At 41.5% G+C, this 16,562-nt stretch carries 16 protein-coding genes; 8 read left to right on the top strand and 8 right to left on the bottom strand.

Annotated elements, in window-relative coordinates:
• Nucleotide 1: 1 nt before the first annotated feature.
• The 4 genes from panD to ACFSVN_RS00660 all read left to right on the top strand — a co-directional run bounded on the left by panD (nucleotide 2) and on the right by ACFSVN_RS00660 (nucleotide 4,715).
• Complete coding sequence (panD, locus tag ACFSVN_RS00675; RefSeq protein ID WP_390297077.1) at nucleotides 2-424, top strand: aspartate 1-decarboxylase; 423 nt, start codon at nucleotides 2-4, stop codon at nucleotides 422-424.
• 178 nt (nucleotides 425-602) lie between these two features.
• Nucleotides 603-1,862 (top strand): efflux RND transporter periplasmic adaptor subunit, encoded by a 1,260-nt coding sequence (locus tag ACFSVN_RS00670; protein ID WP_390297074.1) that lies wholly within the window; start codon nucleotides 603-605, stop codon nucleotides 1,860-1,862.
• 11 nt (nucleotides 1,863-1,873) lie between these two features.
• A complete protein-coding gene (locus tag ACFSVN_RS00665) occupies nucleotides 1,874-3,247 on the top strand; it encodes an ABC transporter permease (protein WP_390297071.1) in 1,374 nt (457 codons plus the stop codon).
• A complete protein-coding gene (locus ACFSVN_RS00660; protein WP_390297068.1) occupies nucleotides 3,240-4,715 on the top strand; it encodes a TolC family protein in 1,476 nt (491 codons plus the stop codon). The genes ACFSVN_RS00665 and ACFSVN_RS00660 overlap by 8 nt, the downstream gene beginning before the upstream one ends.
• A gap of 23 nt (nucleotides 4,716-4,738) precedes the next feature.
• On the opposite strand, the gene ACFSVN_RS00655 is transcribed toward ACFSVN_RS00660, so the two are convergent.
• From ACFSVN_RS00655 to ACFSVN_RS00630, 6 genes are all read right to left on the bottom strand, one after another.
• Nucleotides 4,739-6,112 carry a dipeptidase gene (locus tag ACFSVN_RS00655; RefSeq protein WP_390297065.1) on the bottom strand — a complete coding sequence of 458 codons (1,374 nt, stop codon included), beginning with the start codon at nucleotides 6,110-6,112 and terminating at the stop codon, nucleotides 4,739-4,741.
• A gap of 97 nt (nucleotides 6,113-6,209) precedes the next feature.
• Complete coding sequence (locus tag ACFSVN_RS00650) at nucleotides 6,210-6,968, bottom strand: SH3-like domain-containing protein (RefSeq protein WP_390297062.1); 759 nt, start codon at nucleotides 6,966-6,968, stop codon at nucleotides 6,210-6,212.
• Entirely contained in the window at nucleotides 6,965-8,713 is a 1,749-nt protein-coding gene (locus ACFSVN_RS00645; RefSeq protein ID WP_390297058.1) for a BatD family protein, read from the bottom strand. Before ACFSVN_RS00645 ends, ACFSVN_RS00650 begins: the two co-directional genes overlap by 4 nt.
• A complete protein-coding gene (locus tag ACFSVN_RS00640; RefSeq protein WP_390297055.1) occupies nucleotides 8,697-9,227 on the bottom strand; it encodes a hypothetical protein in 531 nt (176 codons plus the stop codon). The genes ACFSVN_RS00645 and ACFSVN_RS00640 overlap by 17 nt, the downstream gene beginning before the upstream one ends.
• The gene (locus tag ACFSVN_RS00635; protein ID WP_390297052.1) at nucleotides 9,217-9,828 is read right to left on the bottom strand and encodes a tetratricopeptide repeat protein; all 612 of its coding nucleotides are present in this window, start codon (nucleotides 9,826-9,828) and stop codon (nucleotides 9,217-9,219) included. Before ACFSVN_RS00635 ends, ACFSVN_RS00640 begins: the two co-directional genes overlap by 11 nt.
• 41 nt (nucleotides 9,829-9,869) lie before the next feature.
• Entirely contained in the window at nucleotides 9,870-10,625 is a 756-nt protein-coding gene (locus tag ACFSVN_RS00630; RefSeq protein ID WP_390297049.1) for a YebC/PmpR family DNA-binding transcriptional regulator, read from the bottom strand.
• A 229-nt stretch (nucleotides 10,626-10,854) separates the two neighbouring features.
• Between ACFSVN_RS00630 and bshA the strand changes: the two genes are divergently transcribed.
• Nucleotides 10,855-12,003 (top strand): N-acetyl-alpha-D-glucosaminyl L-malate synthase BshA, encoded by a 1,149-nt coding sequence (bshA, locus tag ACFSVN_RS00625; RefSeq protein WP_390297046.1) that lies wholly within the window; start codon nucleotides 10,855-10,857, stop codon nucleotides 12,001-12,003.
• Here the strand turns inward: bshA and ACFSVN_RS00620 are convergent.
• Nucleotides 11,981-12,352 carry a hypothetical protein gene (locus tag ACFSVN_RS00620; protein WP_390297043.1) on the bottom strand — a complete coding sequence of 124 codons (372 nt, stop codon included), beginning with the start codon at nucleotides 12,350-12,352 and terminating at the stop codon, nucleotides 11,981-11,983. The genes bshA and ACFSVN_RS00620 overlap by 23 nt on opposite strands.
• Before the next feature lie 100 nt (nucleotides 12,353-12,452).
• Entirely contained in the window at nucleotides 12,453-13,658 is a 1,206-nt protein-coding gene (sucC, locus tag ACFSVN_RS00615) for an ADP-forming succinate--CoA ligase subunit beta (protein WP_390297040.1), read from the bottom strand.
• Between the two features lie 207 nt (nucleotides 13,659-13,865).
• Here sucC and pyrR point away from each other — a divergent pair, with 207 nt between their 5' ends.
• The 3 genes from pyrR to ACFSVN_RS00600 all read left to right on the top strand — a co-directional run bounded on the left by pyrR (nucleotide 13,866) and on the right by ACFSVN_RS00600 (nucleotide 16,514).
• Nucleotides 13,866-14,417 carry a bifunctional pyr operon transcriptional regulator/uracil phosphoribosyltransferase PyrR gene (gene pyrR / locus ACFSVN_RS00610; RefSeq protein WP_390297037.1) on the top strand — a complete coding sequence of 184 codons (552 nt, stop codon included), beginning with the start codon at nucleotides 13,866-13,868 and terminating at the stop codon, nucleotides 14,415-14,417.
• Nucleotides 14,410-15,360: an aspartate carbamoyltransferase catalytic subunit gene (locus ACFSVN_RS00605; protein ID WP_390297034.1), complete on the top strand. Its 951-nt coding sequence runs from the start codon at nucleotides 14,410-14,412 to the stop codon at nucleotides 15,358-15,360. Before pyrR ends, ACFSVN_RS00605 begins: the two co-directional genes overlap by 8 nt.
• 98 nt (nucleotides 15,361-15,458) lie before the next feature.
• The gene (locus ACFSVN_RS00600) at nucleotides 15,459-16,514 is read left to right on the top strand and encodes a glycosyltransferase family 2 protein (protein ID WP_390297313.1); all 1,056 of its coding nucleotides are present in this window, start codon (nucleotides 15,459-15,461) and stop codon (nucleotides 16,512-16,514) included.
• The last annotated feature ends 48 nt before the right edge of the window (nucleotides 16,515-16,562 follow it).

The following is a 16,562-nucleotide window of genomic DNA, read 5'->3' as shown; positions in this document are numbered from 1 at the left end:
GATGAAAATCACGATGTTTAAATCTAAATTGCACCAAATGGCAGTAACCGAGGCCAACCTGATGTATGAGGGTAGTATTACCATTGATCAGGATCTGCTGGATGCTGCTAACCTCCTTCCTTATGAAAAAGTACAGGTGCTGAATATCACCAATGGTTCTCGTCTTGAAACGTATACCATTCCCGGTGAGCGGGGAAGTCGTGTTTGCTGTTTAAATGGAGCTGCAGCACGTTTAACTCAGGTTGGTGATCGTATTATCGTGATAAGCTATGCGGAAATGACTCCTGAAGAAGCCAAAGACCACAAGCCCAAAGTGGTGATAGTTGATGAAAATAATGATCCAAAAGAGATCATTGAAAATACTCAGCCCGGTACTTCGTATGACCTTGAAACAGGATTGGTAGACAATACTCTTGTAGATTAATATCGGTTTTTGGGAATCCATTAATTCAGGAATGGGATCTACTTTTTTCGGGAAAAATGAAAATTGGGGCAACAAAAACAATAGCTTTCCGTAATTGTAAAACTATTTTTGTAGTATATGCGTCATATTCTGAAAAGCGTATATTTTAAATCATTTCCATTTATAAACATTTAGGTACATGAAAAAGAAATATTTAATTCCGGCTACTGTGATAGTACTTTCTTTGGTAGCTTGGTTTGTTTTCGGGGGGGATACATCAGATTCGGTTGAGCTTACTACATCTCCTAAAAAAGGTGAGTTTGTCGTCGATGTAACTACAACAGGAGAGTTAAGAGCTAAACAATCAGTAGAGATAAGAGGGCCGCAGGGTGTTCGTGAAATACGCCTTTTTAATTTGAAAATTCAGCGTCTCATTCCGGAAGGAACTATCGTGAAAGAGGGTGATTTTGTGGCAGAATTGGATCGTTCAGAAATTACAGGACGGCTTCAGGATGCATTGTTAGAGCTGCAGCAAGCTCAATCTCAGGTAACACAGGTTTCATTGGATAGTACGCTTACACTCTCACAGGCTAGGGATAACCTTATTAATTTGGAGTACGCACTTGAGGAAAGGCAAATAGCGGTTGATCAGTCGCAGTATGAATCTCCGGCTGTACAGCGTCAGGCAGAAATTGACCTTGACAAAGCACGCCGACAGCTTGCTCAGGAAAAGAAAAACTACGTAACCAAAGTAAAACAGGCCGAAGCTCAAATGAGTGAGGTTGAAGCCGATCTACAGGAAGAGCAAAATGAGGTTAATAAGATTCGCTCATTGCTACAAAACTTTACAGTAACCGCACCTGCACAGGGAATGGTTATCTATAAACGTAACTATGATGGCAGTAAAGTTACAGAGGGAAGTGATATAAGCGCATGGAACCCCACCGTAGCAGAACTTCCTGATTTCTCATATATGGAATCCGTTACGTATGTAAATGAAGTGGATGTTCAAAAAGTTACGAAAGATCAAAATGTTGAAATTGGACTTGATGCTATTCCGGATAAAAGACTGACCGGAAAAGTAACAAGCGTGGCTAATATTGGAGAACAGCGACCTAATTCTGACTCAAAGGTTTACGAAGTCATTATTGCCGTCACAGAATCTGATAGTGTCCTTCGCCCGGCTATGACTACAAGTAATAGGGTGATTGTACATCGGGTACCGGAAGCGATGTATATTCCTCTTGAAACCATTCATGTTCAGGATTCAACAAGCTTTGTTTTCAAACAGGATGGACTTTATCCGGTAATGCAACAGGTGGAACTTGGATTGATGAACGAAAATGAAGTGATCGTTCATCGCGGGCTCAGCATGGATGATGTTATTTACCTTTCAGTTCCGGCTGATACAGTGGGTATTGAGCGGATGTATCTGGAAGAAGAAATTACGTCAAATTAAGGGGCGTTCAAGTGCTGCAAAAAATACTTTACAACTTTGATATTGCCCTTGAAGCCATCCAAAGGAATAAACTCCGTGCTTTTCTGACTTCTCTGGGGATCATATTTGGGGTTTCTTCGGTAATTGCCATGCTGGCGATCGGAACCGGGGCGCAACAGGAAGTGCTGCAACAAATGGAGCTGCTTGGAACCAACAATGTAATTGTACAACCGGTAGTTGAGCAGCGTGAGGGAAATGTAAATGATGAGGGAAATTCAGGCAGAGAGCAGAATAAATTTTCTCCGGGATTGAATCTTAAAGACCTTGAAAGTATAAAAGAATTTGTGCCGCAGGTAGAAAGGCTAAGCCCGGAAATTATGTATGAAACTTCCTTTATTCGAAATGCGAGAATAAGGTCTGGCAAGTTGGTAGGGGTAAATAAAGATTATTTTGATATCACGAATTTTAAAATTGTGGAGGGAAGTAATTTCAGCGATATCCAGATAGCAAACTCGGAACCGGTTGCCGTAATCGGATATGATGTAAAAACTCGCTTTTTTGGAGGAGAAAGTCCCATCGGCAAAAAAATTAAAGTGGGCCATTTATGGCTTACGGTAATTGGGGTTATCGGGAAAAAAGAGGTCTCCACAGAAAATATTGAAAACCTGGGTATCAGAAACTTCAATCTGGATATTTACGCCCCCGCAACTACGGTGCTGCTTCGTTTTAAGAACAGAGCAGTACTAACTGCTAATGATTTACAAAGTGGCGGAGGAAGCTCAGTAATTTTTATGGGTGGAGCAATGATTAGCAGCTCAGGTGGTGGAGGTGGTAATAACTCAGGTGATGGCAACTATAACCAGCTAGATAGATTAATTGTCAAGGTTACGGATACTAAATTCAGTGGTGAAATTGCGGATCTGCTTTCCCGAATGCTCAAACGCAGACATAATGATGTGGTAGATTTTGAAATTATTGTACCCGAACAATTACTTCAACAAGAGCAGCGCACGAAACGGATCTTCAATATTGTACTCTCTTCCATTGCTTCAATATCTCTCATTGTTGGAGGAATAGGGATTATGAATATCATGCTGGCTTCTGTAGTAGAACGATATCGCGAAATTGGGGTACGGATGGCCGTGGGAGCACAGAAAAAAGATATTGAGCTCCAGTTCCTGACAGAAGCTCTGACTATTAGTATAACAGGCGGTTTTATAGGGATAATTTTAGGAATGGCATTTAGCTATGCGATTGAAGCATCCGCTGATATTGCTACTATTGTTACTCCCGGTTCCATTTTTATCTCATTTGGCGTTGCACTTGTTATCGGAGTGGTTTTCGGATATTACCCCGCTAAAAGAGCCGCACAACATGACCCTGTACACGCATTAAGACATGAATAAAAAAAGACTTCTCACATTCGTTGCCGTTATTTTGCTGTTCCTAACTGTAAATGTACAGGCACAGGAACAAAGAACTCTAACTCTTGAAGAGAGTATCGAGATCGCAAAGGAAAATAGTCCTTTGGCAAGGGCAGCAAATTTTGGATTGATCTCAGCAAAATGGAGGTATAAGTCCTTTAGGGCAGATCTGTTACCAAGTTTGACACTGGGTGGAGATGCTCCAAATTACAACAAGTCTATATTTTCCAATGTGCAGGACGATGGCACGGTTACTTTTTCATCACGTACTCAGTCAGAAGCATCGGTGGATCTTTCGATACAGCAAAACATCATGCCCACCGGAGGTAATCTGTCCCTTTCAAGCGGTATTACAAGACTAGGGATATTTGCGGGAGAGAATACTTATTTATGGCAAAGTACTCCGCTTGTCGCCTCAATAAGGCAGCCGATATTTCAGTTTAACAGCCTGAAATGGAGAAACAAGATAGAACCTCTTAGATATCAAATTGCCCAAAAGCAGTATGTGGAGGACATGGAAGACCTGGCTTTTAATACCACGCAAAGCTTCTTCGACTTCCTGTTGGCGAAGATAAATATTGAAGTGGCTGAGTTTAATGTAACGGTGAACGATTCCATCTATAATATTTCCCAAGGACGTTATCAGGTAGGCAGTATAGCAGAGAACGATCTCCTGCAAAGTGAATTAGCATTACGAAATGCAGAGACGTCGCTCACTACGGCACAGCTTAACTTCCAGCGTGCGGAAGAAAATTTTAAGGCCTTATTGGGAATTCCGGACCAGGTTTCTATTGAAGTATTAGCTCCTGAAGAGGCCCCAACTATGAATATTGATGTTGAAAAAGCTCTTGAACTTGCACAGGAAAATAATAGTACGTCACTGGAATTCGAACTGAATGAAATTCAGGCGAATCAGGCGTATGATCAGGCACGTAAGGAAGCAGGATTTTCAGCTACCATTCAGGCAAGTTATGGGTTGAACCAAACTTCGGAGACTTTTGACCGATTATATGAAGATCCTCAAAACAGGCAGTTCTTTTCCCTGGGATTTGAGATACCCATTTTTAATTGGGGCAAGAATACAGCTGAAATCCAAGCTGCTAGGAATCAACAGGTTTCTACCGCTAATACTATTGCCTATCAAAAACTTCAGTTCGACCTCAATGTAAGAAGTACAGTAAGGGAATTTTCACAACTTCAAAGTCAGGTTGATCTTGCCAGAATATCCGATGAGATCGCTGACCGCAGATATGAAGTGGCCAAAAACCGGTATTTGATCGGGAAGATCGATGTAACCAATCTCTTTATCGCTCAAAACGAGAAAGACAGTGCCAGAAGAAGTTACATTCAGGCGCTCCGAAATTACTGGACGGGATATTACAATCTTCGTCGCCTTACTTTATATGACTTCGAGCGCAATGCCCCCATCGTTATGGATGTTGACCTGTAAGTGATCGGCGATCATCCTAAGTTTTAAGAAGAATATTCGGGCAGCAATTCCAGAAATCTGGCAGAAGTTTTAATTCCACGATAAAAGTCTTTGATCGCAAAGTTCTCGTTTGGAGAGTGAATGGCATTGCTTGTAAGGCCAAAGCCCATCAGGATGGACTCAACTCCCAATACCCGTTTGAAGTCTGCTACAATTGGAATAGAGCCCCCTTCACGAGAGAATAATACTTCTTTGTCATAGATCTCTTCAAAAGCCTTAGCCCCTGCTTTGAGCCCGTAGAAATTTAAATCGGTTACAGAAGGATGTCCGCCATGATGTTCGGTCACGGTTACCTTCACTGTATTAGGTGCCAGGGACTCTACGTGCTTTTTAAAAAGCCCTGCAATCTGCTTGGGATCTTGATCCGGAACAAGGCGCATACTTATCTTGGCATTCCCTTTGGAGGGAAGCACGGTTTTTGCCCCTTCTTTCTGATATCCGCCCCAAATACCATTTACATCAAGAGTTGGCCGGGCTGATGCTCTTTCAAGCGTACTGTATCCTTTTTCACCGTGTACTTCTTTGATGTCTAATGTATTCTTGTATTCCTCTTCATCAAAGGGGAGTTGCGCAAAGGCTGTTCTGTCAGCTTCAGTCAATGGGATCACGTTATCATAAAAGCCGGGAATCTGGATCACACCATTTTCATCTTTGAGTTTTGCAATGATCTCACAAAGTACATTCAAAGGATTCTCGACAGCGCCGCCATATACTCCGGAATGAAGATCCCGGTTTGGACCAACTACTTCTACTTCCATATAGGCGAGCCCACGCAAACCATAAGTGATGGAGGGCTGGTCTTCGGCAAACATAGCCGTATCAGAAATGAGGACCATGTCACAGGCAAGAAGATCTTCGTGCTCTTCAAGAAAAGGAACAAGATTTGGTGATCCGATCTCTTCTTCACCTTCAAGAATGAATTTTATATTTACAGGAAGTTCATTTCCGGTTTTGATAAAGGATTCGATAGCTTTCACATGAGTAAACGACTGGCCTTTATCATCACTGGCGCCCCGGGCGTAGATCAATCCATTTTTTACGGTAGGTTCAAATGCAGGGGAATCCCAAAGTTCATCAGGATCGGAAGGCTGAACATCATAGTGACCATAGATCAAAACAGTAGGTCGGTCTTCATGCGGACAATGTTCGGCATATACGATGGGATGTCCGGGAGTGTCAAATTTCTTAACGGTATCCAGTTCCAGGTTCTCAAATTGAGAGATCAGGAAATTTGCGGCTTTTTGGATCTCTTGTTTTTTACTGGAGTCAGTACTTACACTCGGGATTCGAAGGAGCTCAAAAAGTTCTTCAATGAATTTCTCTTTATTTGCTTCTATATACTCTTGAGGTGTGCTCATAATCAATAAATATGTGACGTTATTGTGCGGTAACCATAACTGATATTACTACTGAAAATAATCAGTTTGACACAGAACTTCTGTTACTTTTTCTATACTATAATATTTTAATCCCTTCGTTCCGGACCCAACCGAATTGCCCATTTCCAAGCCGGATGTATAACCAGTTTTCGTGCTTTGCACTTTCCCATTGATCAATAGTAAGATCGTATCCTTCATAAGCTATACTGATAAGTGTACTTTCAGGCCGGGGCTGTTGTAAAACTCGCTGAGAGTTAGAAATGAGAATAGCTTCATCGTAACGTTGATTTACATAGTCGGCATAAAAAGCTAGTCCGGCGACGACTGAGCCTGTAATGACCAACGTGATAAGATATGGAGAAGTTTTTCTGAGAGGGAGTTTTTCAAGCCATCCAAGATATAAAAGAGTCAGGCCTGAAATGGTGATCAGGAAGCCAATTAAAAATAAACCGAATGCAGTTATCTCATCATTGATCCAATCCACAGCGCGATCCCAGGGCAATTTAGGTAAAATGGCAGATTGCCGGCTGAATTGGCTGTTCACAAAGTTCAAGGCTTCATTAGCTTGCTGGTCGGTGGTTTCGAAATCATCCGCTTTCAGGAAATAATATTTGGCAAGCCCCATGGAGTCTAACTGAACGGCAGTTATGCCCATGTTTAGAAATAATGCACCGGACTCCTGACCCTCAGCCTCTATAGATCTGTATAAGGCCATGGCCTCGTTGAGATCTCCATTTTCAAAAAGCGTATTAGCTTCATCAAAAGTACCTTGTTGGGCAAAAAGGGCAGAGCAATAAAAAAGGCTGAGGAACAACAAGATCAGCTTTTCTTTCATGAGAGTTTCCCGATCTTTTTGATTAAGTCTTTTGTTTTCTGAAGGTCTTTATCAAGCGCTTCTTGTGAAGCATTGGGAGCGTAAGTTATGGTTTCACATTTAGTAAGTAATCTTTTTAACTCGGTCATGATTTCAGTATCCCCAAGCTTTTCAATGTGAAGGATAAGATCGTTATGGGAAAGACCGGCAGGGGGTAAGTTCAGTTTGTCAGTAATGAATTGGACCAGGGTTTTTTCTATAAGATGATAGCCCAGCTTTAAATCTGTTGTCTGCTCAGCCTCGCTCAACGTTTTATCTGCACTTTCTCTGGCAGTACGTGAGCGTGCAAAAGCGGTGTCGTTGCTCATTCGGTCATGATATTTTTTGAAACCGAAAGCACCTGCGGTCAATAATATGGGGAAGAAGATCATGATCCACACAAGCGTTCTCTGATGAAGGGGGGTTGTCTTCCCTGACGTCCATTGAGCAAGTCCGGTGATGGGTTTTATATCAAATCTTAAATTATTCTGAGTAACCTCGTTTGCATCAGGGTCTCGCTCTACACTGAATGATAGTGGGGGCAGTACTTTGATTACATATTCCTGCTGTTGAGGATCATAAAAGGCAACACGGGTTTCAGGAATGGAATATGTGCCTTCATTTCGCGCTATCACGATATCGGTAAAAGTACGGGTACCTGATATCTCTCGGTTGGTTCTGTCAATAGCGGAGGTTTCCTGTGGATTGTACTTTTCCAGAGATTCAGGGAGATTGTATTCCGGTTTATTCACTAGGGGAACATTACCGGTTCCGGATATTTGTGTTATGATCTCGATACTTTCACCTACAAATGCATTTGGATTTGAGATCGACCTGGTGATCTCAAAATCACCTACGGCTCCTGTAAATTCTGCATTTTCCAGGTTAGGGAGAGACTGTACATTTACTGTAACCGGAGTAGATTGAATATTCATGCGTTCCTGATTCAAGCCAAATCCAAAGGGATCAGAAGAACTGCGCCTCGAGCGAACAGATAAATTGATCTCAAATGGGCTTAAAGTGAGTTCCCCCGATTTAGTAGGGAAAAGAGCATATTGAATAAGCCGGGCCTTTTGGTATCGAACGCCATTCACAATGGTTGAAGTGGTTTGAGCCCGCTGGGGGTATTCCAGTTCCTCTTTCCAGAAGCCCTCCGCTTTCCATCCGGGTGTGGGCTGGTAAGACGAGACCTCTACCCCGTTCTTAAAATATAGTACTACATCAGCTATGATTTGTTGTCCAACCACAGGATCGTTTGTGCTGGGCTCAATGCGAACATAAATATCCGGCGCCCGTTCTGCTTCTCCTGAATCTAGTGTAGCGGGATCTAAAACTTCAAATGAGATGGGGTCTGTGTTATAGGTTTCACCATCAACTTCAATTTCAATGGGTGGAATGGTATAATTGCCCGGGGATTGTGCGATCAAAGCATACCCAAAAGTATAGGTGACAGACGGCTTCCCATTGATCAGCGCATATTTTGTTCCACGCGAAGTGCTGCCCCGCAGCCAGCGCAAGCCATTGAACTCAGACAGTTCGGGTTGTTGGACTGAACCCATTGAGGTCCCGCTGATATTCAGTTCCAGCCTAACTTGTTCTCCGGTGAAAATATTAGTCTCAGAAAGAGTAGCTTCAACCTGTACATCCTGAGCCAATCCGGGAATAAAGCTAATAAGAGAAAAAATCAGTAATAGTAGAACCTGATTCAGCTTACCAATCTTTGTCATGCTTGGCGCTTCCATCTGATCGTTTCTTTTTGAATTCTTTTAGCAGTTCCTTTTCCTTTTGGGCAAGTGCCTGGAGGATCTTTTCAGCATCTTCTTTACTAATCTGCTGAGAGTCTAACTCTTCTGGATTCATTTCCTGAGCCTCTTGTTCTCCCTGGTTTTCTCCCTCACTTTCCTGAGATTCTTGTTCTTCTGCCTGCTCTTGTTCGTTTTGATTTTGCTGCTGATCCTGCTGGCTCTGCTGATCCTGATTTTGTTGTTCCTGGTTTTGCTGCTGTTGTTGCTGTCGCTCTTGTTCTTCCTGAAGCTTTTGCATCAAAGCATTCAGCTTGGAATCATTAGGGTATTGATTTAACCCTTGTTGTACTGTGTTAATAGCAGTTTGAAGGTCAGCATTTATAAAAGACTGGGCTCCGTTATGAAAATACTGATCAGCAGACTGCGCCAGAGCCGGGGTGGCTATCAGAAAAGAAAAGATAAAGAGAATGATCGCTTTCATAGGGTCAGTTTTCATTTATATCAGAAACATTTTTAATACGTTCTATAAAGTCGTTGAAGGCACGAACGGTGTCGTCATCTTCAAGTGCTTGCTGCATCAGGTTATAAGCTTCTTCATATTTTTTCTCAGCCACAAGTTTTTCAGCCTGTCGCTTCATGGCAATGGCATATTCACTGGGTTCAGGAGGAGGTTGATTTTCCTGATTTTGATCTTCGCCTTCGCCTTCTTCATCTTGTTTTTCCTGTTCTGCCAACGCACGTTCAAAGTTATGCTTGGCTTCCATATCTGATGGATTTAGCTTAAGGGCGTTTTTAAAATGAGTAGCGGCCGGTTTCCAGTTTTTACCTTCAGCAAGCAAAGTGCCAATATTGTATTCAGCCAAAGCTTTTTCTTCAGGATCATCAGCCAACAGCCGAAACTCCATGAACGAATCAATGGCTTCCTCTACTTTTCCTTGTTTTGCTCTTGCATTACCAAGATTGAAATAGAGTTTTGCATTATCCGGTTCTTGCTCTATGGCAGCAAGGTAGAGTTCTTCAGCCTCTTCAAAATTCCCATTTTCATAGGCCTCGTTAGCTTTACGACCATCGTTGGCAGCAGAAGCTGTAAAGAGCAAGAAAAGAAGGCAATATGAAAAAATTCTGGTCACGATAAGTATCAGATCTCCTCGGCTAAAGCGATGGTTTCATCATCCATCAGCATGTTAGTAAATACATTATTGACGTCATCATTATCTTCAAACTTTTCCATCATCCTGAGATTTGAAATAGCGACTTCCGGATCCACTTTAGTTTCCGTTACTGCTTCGCGGATCAGGGTGGCAGATTCTATCTCAAATCCGGCTTCTTCCAGGCGGTTTCGAACATCAAAAAGTTCTTCTCGGGAGGTATAAACAACGAACATTTCATTGTCGGTATCCACATCGGTTGCTCCGGCGTCTATAGCTTCCAGCATAAACTCTTCGTCGTCTAATTCTTCGGATTGAACCTGGATCATGCCTTTTTGTTCAAACATATATCCAACGGAGCCGGTAGTGCCCATATTACCTCCAAACTTTGTAAAAATATGACGTAGTTCACCAACCGTTCGATTGTTATTGTCTGTAGTAACTTCAATGAAATAGGCAATGCCACCCGGCCCATATCCTTCGAAGGTGGCTTCCTCATAGCTTGCGCCTCCGGTATCTTCCCCGGTTCCTCTTTTAATGGCCCGCTCAATATTGTCCTTCGGTACATTGTCAGCCTTGGCATTATCTATGGCGAGGGAAAGCCGTGGATTTCCTTCCGGATCACCTCCTCCTTCACGGGCTGCAACCGTAATTTCCTTGATATGCTTAGAAAAAACCTTAGAACGTTTGGCGTCCTCTTTAGCTTTTTTGTGGCGAATGTTCGCCCATTTCGAATGTCCTGCCATCTGAAGTTTTTGCTAAAATTTTAAGTTATTTACAGCACATTAATATACAAAAATGAATGCATGGATAAGAAACACGAAAGCATATTTTTATATTATTACCAAATGTATTTAAGAACTTTGTTATTGTATGAAGAAACCTATCCGTTATACCTTATGTTGAATGCTTAATCACTGAGATAGAATCTGTATTTTTAATCGATACAACCAAATAAAGCACGAAGATCATAACATGAATATAGGAATTGCCTGTTACCCAACGTTTGGAGGAAGTGGCGTTGTGGCCACTGAATTAGCAAAAACTCTTGCCAAAAGAGGACATCACATTCACATGATGAGTTATTCCAGGCCTGCAAGGCTTGATACGCTGGAAACCGGTATCACCTATCATGAAGTTTCCATTAATTCATATCCTTTATTTGATTATCCACCCTATGCGCTGGCACTGGCCTCTCAAATGGTGAACCTTATTGAGTTTGAAGATCTTGATCTGTTGCACGTGCACTATGCGTTACCACATGCAACCAGTGCTTATTTAGCAAAGCAGATCATGGCTGAGCGCGGGGTCCATGTTCCAATTATCACAACGCTGCATGGAACGGATATAACATTGGTGGGCAGAGATCCAAGCTATAAGCATGTAGTGGAATTTTCTATTGACAAAAGCGACGGGGTTACGGCAGTATCCGAATATCTAAAGCGAGAGACCTATGAACATTTCGATATAGAACAGGATATAAGGGTGATCCCAAATTTTATCGATTTGGAGCGTTTTCAGAAGTCAAATAAAAGTCATTTCAAGAAAGCGATCTGCCCCAATGATGAAAAAGTGGTAGTACACGTTTCAAATTTCAGGAAAGTTAAACGAGTTCCTGAGGTTGTAACAGTATTCGCGAAGATCTTAGAGTCCGGAATTGATGCTAAACTATTGTTGGTAGGTGATGGCCCGGATCGACAAAAGGCAGAACAGCAGTGTCGTGATCTGAAAATTTGTGATCATGTTCGATTTCTTGGGAAACTGGATCAGGTAGAGGAAGTGCTTTCCATTGCTGATCTGTTTTTAATTCCTTCCGGTTCAGAAACATTTGGCCTCGCAGCACTGGAAGCAATGAGCTGCAGTGTGCCTGTTATAAGTTCCAATATCGGTGGCTTGCCGGAAGTGAATATACATGGCAAAACCGGATATTTATGCGACCTTGATGATGTGGAGTGTATGGCCAATTATGGAGTGAAGATCCTCAGTGACCCTAAATTACATAAAAAATTATCTGAGAATGCCCGTAAGCATGCAATGACATTCAATCAGGATGAAGTAGTAAAGCAGTACGAAGAATTATACCTTGAAATAAAAGACAAAGTTAAAACAGCCCCCACTTCTTAAGGGCATTCGTTTTACCAACGGCAATATATTTACACTTTTTGAAGTTCAGCGTAGATTCTATAAGAACAGAATCATGTAATACGTATGCAATGGCAACGATAACATCTTTCATATTTTTAGTTATCTGTTGACTTTTCTTTTTGGTACACAGAATTAAATGACTGACTTCTACATTTTCTTTATTGGATTTGTTAACCCAAACAATAGGTTTTTCAAGTTCAGCAATGAAATAATCCGGACGATCTTTGCCGGGAACCTGTTTTATGATTTTAGCATTAATTGGGAGCTGGTAAGTTAGCTCTTCAGGCCCTTCAGAAATAGATGTGATCTCTATGTTAAATGGTTTCATAGTAATTTTTTACGTCATCACTTAACAAAAGTATAAACAAAAAAAGCCTAATCGCTTGAAAGATTAGGCTTTTCTAAAACATGAATTTAAAACTAATTTTCTAAGCAAGTACCTTAGAAACTTCTTCAGCAGCTTCTTTAAGCAATACAGCAGAGATCACATTTAGGTCACTATTATCAATGATCTGTTTGGCTTCTTTAGCATTAGTTCCCTGCAAACGAACAATGATCGGAACATTGCTTACTTTTTCTGCAATTTCGGGGTCTTTAACGGCTTCAATTACTCCATTGGCTACACGGTCGCAGCGAACAATTCCACCAAAGATGTTGATCAAAATTGCCTTTACGTTAGGGTCTTCCAAGATGATGCGGAATCCATTTTTTACGGTATCAACATTAGCTCCTCCCCCAACGTCAAGGAAGTTAGCAGGCTCACCGCCGGATAATTTGATGATATCCATGGTGGCCATTGCGAGACCGGCACCGTTTACCATACACCCAACATTTCCATCTAACTTGATGTAGTTGAGGTTATATTTTTGAGCTTCCAGTTCAAGCGGATTTTCTTCTGCTTCATCCTTAAGCTCAGCAAGATCTTTGTGGCGGAACAGGGCGTTGTCATCAAAAGTTACTTTGGCATCCAAAGCATATACTTTATTGTCAGGAGTAACTATGAGCGGATTGATCTCGAACATATTGGAATCAGTTTCTTCATAAGCTTTGTATAAAGCCTGAATCAATTTAATTCCATTTTTGAGAGCTTCACCTTCCAATCCAAGTTCGAAGGCAATTCGACGAGCCTGATTTGGCTGAAGATCCATACCCGGCTCAACCCATTCCTTTATGATCTTCTCCGGAGTCTCTTCTGCAACCTTCTCGATCTCAACTCCACCTTCGGTAGAAGCCATGATCACATTCTTACTGACTGCGCGATCCAACAAGATACCGAGATAAAACTCAGATTTTATGTCAACTCCGTCTGTTACATAGAGTCGCTGAACGAGTTGTCCTTCTTCACCGGTTTGAATAGTAACAAGAACATCACCAAGCAGATTTTCAGCAGCTTCTTTTACTTCTTCTATGGTCTTGCAGAGCACAACACCTTTGGCATTATTCTTTTTTGTCCGGCCTTTTCCGCGTCCACCGGCATGGATCTGAGCTTTCACAACAAAAAGTTCTGCTCCTTCTTCCTTCAGTTTTTTAGCGGCTTCAACAGTTTCTTCAACAGTAGTAGTTGCTATTCCGGCGGGAACAGCCACATTATATTTCTCAAGAATTTCTTTGGCTTGATACTCGTGTATTTTCATGGATACATTTTTAAGTATTAAAAGCGATTTTTCGGGTGCCAATAATACCGAGATTAAGAGCTAAAAGAAAGCAAAGCGAACATTCTTTAATATCCGGAGAAACTAAATATTTATTTGACGCCTTATTCTTGGTAAAATGATTTACCTTTGGCATTTACTTATCACAAACGCTAACTTTATCATTCAAAAGTAAAAAGGTATTCTCGCTTGAAGAAAGCTAAGATCATGACTGCAGAAGATTTAGACCGCACCTATTTGCGGTTTGCCCATCAATTTCTGGAGGGTTATGATGATTTTGAACGACTTGCCATTATTGGAATGCAGACCCGCGGAGTACATATAGGAAAACGGATTGTCAGTGAAATAGATAAAGAGTTTGGTGCAAAGATAGATTTTGGTGTACTCGACGTAACTTTTTATCGTGATGATTATCGTTCCAAGCTTAAAATGCCTGAAGTGCAGGTAACAGAGATCCCCTTCGATCTTTATGATCGTGATATTGTGCTGGTTGATGATGTGCTTTATACCGGCAGAACCGTACGCTCTGCTATGGATGCCTTGATGGCTTATGGCCGCCCCAGAAGTATTAAATTTTGTTGTATGGTTGACCGGGGGCATCGCGAATTACCAATATCAGCTGATTATATGGGAATCTATCTGCCAACCTATGAAAATGAAGAAGTTCGAGTAAAAGTTAATGAAATTGATGAAGAAGACGCAGTTTATGTGGTAGAAGTTGAGGAGGGTAGCGATGAGTAGTAACTCCGGTGAATATCAGTTTAACCAAAAACATTTACTCGGGCTTTCGGATTATTCGAAGGAAGATATTCTCTTTGTGTTGGAGCAAGCAAAGTACTTCAGGGAGATACTGGATCGTCCGGTGCCCAAAGTACCAACGTTGCGTGATAAGACTATTGTAAATTTATTTTATGAAAACAGTACCCGGACCCGCCTTTCCTTTGAGCTTGCTCAAAAAAGAATGGGGGCCGATGTAGTGAATTTCTCGAGTGGCTCATCAAGTACCAAAAAAGGAGAATCACTAAAGGACACGATCCGCAATATCAGTTCAATGAAAATTGATATGGTGGTTGTAAGGCACGAAAGCCCGGGAGTGCCTCATTTTCTAACCCAATGTGTTGATGCAGCAATACTCAACGCCGGGGACGGAGCTCATGAGCATCCTACACAGGCTCTGCTTGATATGTTTACCATGCAATCCACATTTCCGGACCTGACGGGTAAAAAGATAGCGATCATCGGTGATATTTCTCACAGCCGGGTAGTACGGTCAAATATCATTGGACTTAGAAAACTGGGGGCTGAGGTTGTTTTATGTGGTCCTAAAACACTAATGCCGGTTTTTGTGGAGGATATGGGGGCAAATGTGTCATATTCTCTGGAAGAAACACTGGCATGGTGTGATATTGCCATGGCATTACGTATACAGTTGGAAAGGCAAGATAAAGGAACCGAATTTTTCCCTTCGTTAAGAGAATACCATGAGCGTTTTGGTATCAAACGTACACATCTTGAGAAATATCCTGATTTTAAGATCATGCATCCGGGCCCTATCAATCGGGGAGTAGAGATGGAAAGTGAAGTAGCGGATAGCGACAGGGCTGTAATTTTAGATCAGGTTACGAACGGGGTTGCGGTACGAATGGCTATTCTCTATCTATTGAGTGGCGGCACAAGAGTTTGAAATACTTGGTAACACAAAGCTCGAATTAAATTAATACAAGCTTAATATTGTATGCAGAACTTGGCCAGCTCTGTAAGGCTTAAAAAAATAGTTAAGATATCATTACACAAAAAAAACCAGATATTACTATAGGTATTCCTGTTCTTAATGAAGAGGAACATATAGAGAGAGTAGTTAATGGCTTTCTGGACAGTTCATATCCCAACATCAAGGAAATACTAATAGCAGATGGGGGAAGTACAGACCGCACGCAAGAGATCGTTAAAATGATTTCTGCTAAAGATCCCCGAGTTAAATTAATTGATAACCCTGGTCGTTTTCAGTCTTATGGATTGAATGAAATGATTGAAGTTACACAGGGGGAAGTATTTTTAAGGGCAGATGGGCATTGTATCTATCAAGAGCACTACATTGAAAAAACTGTAGAAGCATTATTAAAACCCGGAGTTAAAAATGCCGGTGGCTCACAGCGATATGTGGCAAAAAATACTGTGCAGGCAGGTATCTCAATTGCCGTAAAAAGTTTTTTGGGTAACGGAGGGGCAAAGTATATGGATGAATCGTATCAGGGCTTTGCCGACACAGTTTTTTTAGGATGCTTTTGGTCGGAAGACCTAAAGAAATTAAAAGGGTATAACACCGATAACATTACCAACCAGGATTCAGAACTCAACTTACGGTTAATAGAAAACTTTGGAGAATGTATTTATGTGAGTCCGGAGGTAAAAAGTTGGTACTTTCCGCGTGATACCTTTTTTACATTATTCAAACAATATTTCAGGTACGGAAGAGGAAGATTGCTAACTAAGATAGAACATCCTGAAATGTCTCCGGTAAGGGGTTTACTCCCTTTCACATTTGTCTTTTTCCTGATCTTTTATGCTCTTTTTGATCTTGTGTCTGCAACGAATTATTTCTTTGTTTCTTTTCTAACGGTATTGATTGTAATTCTATTAGCAGAGTCACTGCGGATTGTTCTAAAAACGGATAAAAAATTTCTGAGAGAAATGTGGCAGGGAGAAAAGCAACCACCCTCAAAATTTAGCAGATGGGCACATACCGTTATAAGTATTGTGCTGATGCAGTTAGCTCATTTTAGTGGGGTATTATATCAGCTTATCCGGAGTGTTATTCTTAGAGTGAAAGGATGGTAGGTGACGTAGGCTCACAAGAAATGGTCAAAATAATGAATGATTGTGAGG

It is taken from the genome of Gracilimonas halophila (assembly GCF_042684365.1).
Classification (GTDB): domain Bacteria; phylum Bacteroidota; class Rhodothermia; order Balneolales; family Balneolaceae; genus Gracilimonas; species Gracilimonas halophila.
The sequence above is the reverse complement of the archived record's forward strand: the minus strand, read 5'-3'. Positions and strand labels throughout refer to the sequence as shown.

Excerpts from the sequence above, each read along its gene's own strand:
- ACFSVN_RS00640 (WP_390297055.1), bottom strand. The coding sequence starts at position 9,227 with ATGAAAACTGACCCTATGAAAGCGATCATTCTCTTTATCTTTTCTTTT.
- ACFSVN_RS00620 (WP_390297043.1), bottom strand. The coding sequence starts at position 12,352 with ATGAAACCATTTAACATAGAGATCACATCTATTTCTGAAGGGCCTGAA.
- ACFSVN_RS00605 (WP_390297034.1), top strand. The coding sequence starts at position 14,410 with ATGAGTAGTAACTCCGGTGAATATCAGTTTAACCAAAAACATTTACTC.
- ACFSVN_RS00650 (WP_390297062.1), bottom strand. The coding sequence starts at position 6,968 with ATGAAAGAAAAGCTGATCTTGTTGTTCCTCAGCCTTTTTTATTGCTCT.
- ACFSVN_RS00670 (WP_390297074.1), top strand. The coding sequence starts at position 603 with ATGAAAAAGAAATATTTAATTCCGGCTACTGTGATAGTACTTTCTTTG.
- ACFSVN_RS00660 (WP_390297068.1), top strand. The coding sequence starts at position 3,240 with ATGAATAAAAAAAGACTTCTCACATTCGTTGCCGTTATTTTGCTGTTC.
- ACFSVN_RS00645 (WP_390297058.1), bottom strand. The coding sequence starts at position 8,713 with ATGACAAAGATTGGTAAGCTGAATCAGGTTCTACTATTACTGATTTTT.
- sucC (WP_390297040.1), bottom strand. The coding sequence starts at position 13,658 with ATGAAAATACACGAGTATCAAGCCAAAGAAATTCTTGAGAAATATAAT.
- panD (WP_390297077.1), top strand. The coding sequence starts at position 2 with ATGAAAATCACGATGTTTAAATCTAAATTGCACCAAATGGCAGTAACC.
- ACFSVN_RS00655 (WP_390297065.1), bottom strand. The coding sequence starts at position 6,112 with ATGAGCACACCTCAAGAGTATATAGAAGCAAATAAAGAGAAATTCATT.
- bshA (WP_390297046.1), top strand. The coding sequence starts at position 10,855 with ATGAATATAGGAATTGCCTGTTACCCAACGTTTGGAGGAAGTGGCGTT.
- ACFSVN_RS00630 (WP_390297049.1), bottom strand. The coding sequence starts at position 10,625 with ATGGCAGGACATTCGAAATGGGCGAACATTCGCCACAAAAAAGCTAAA.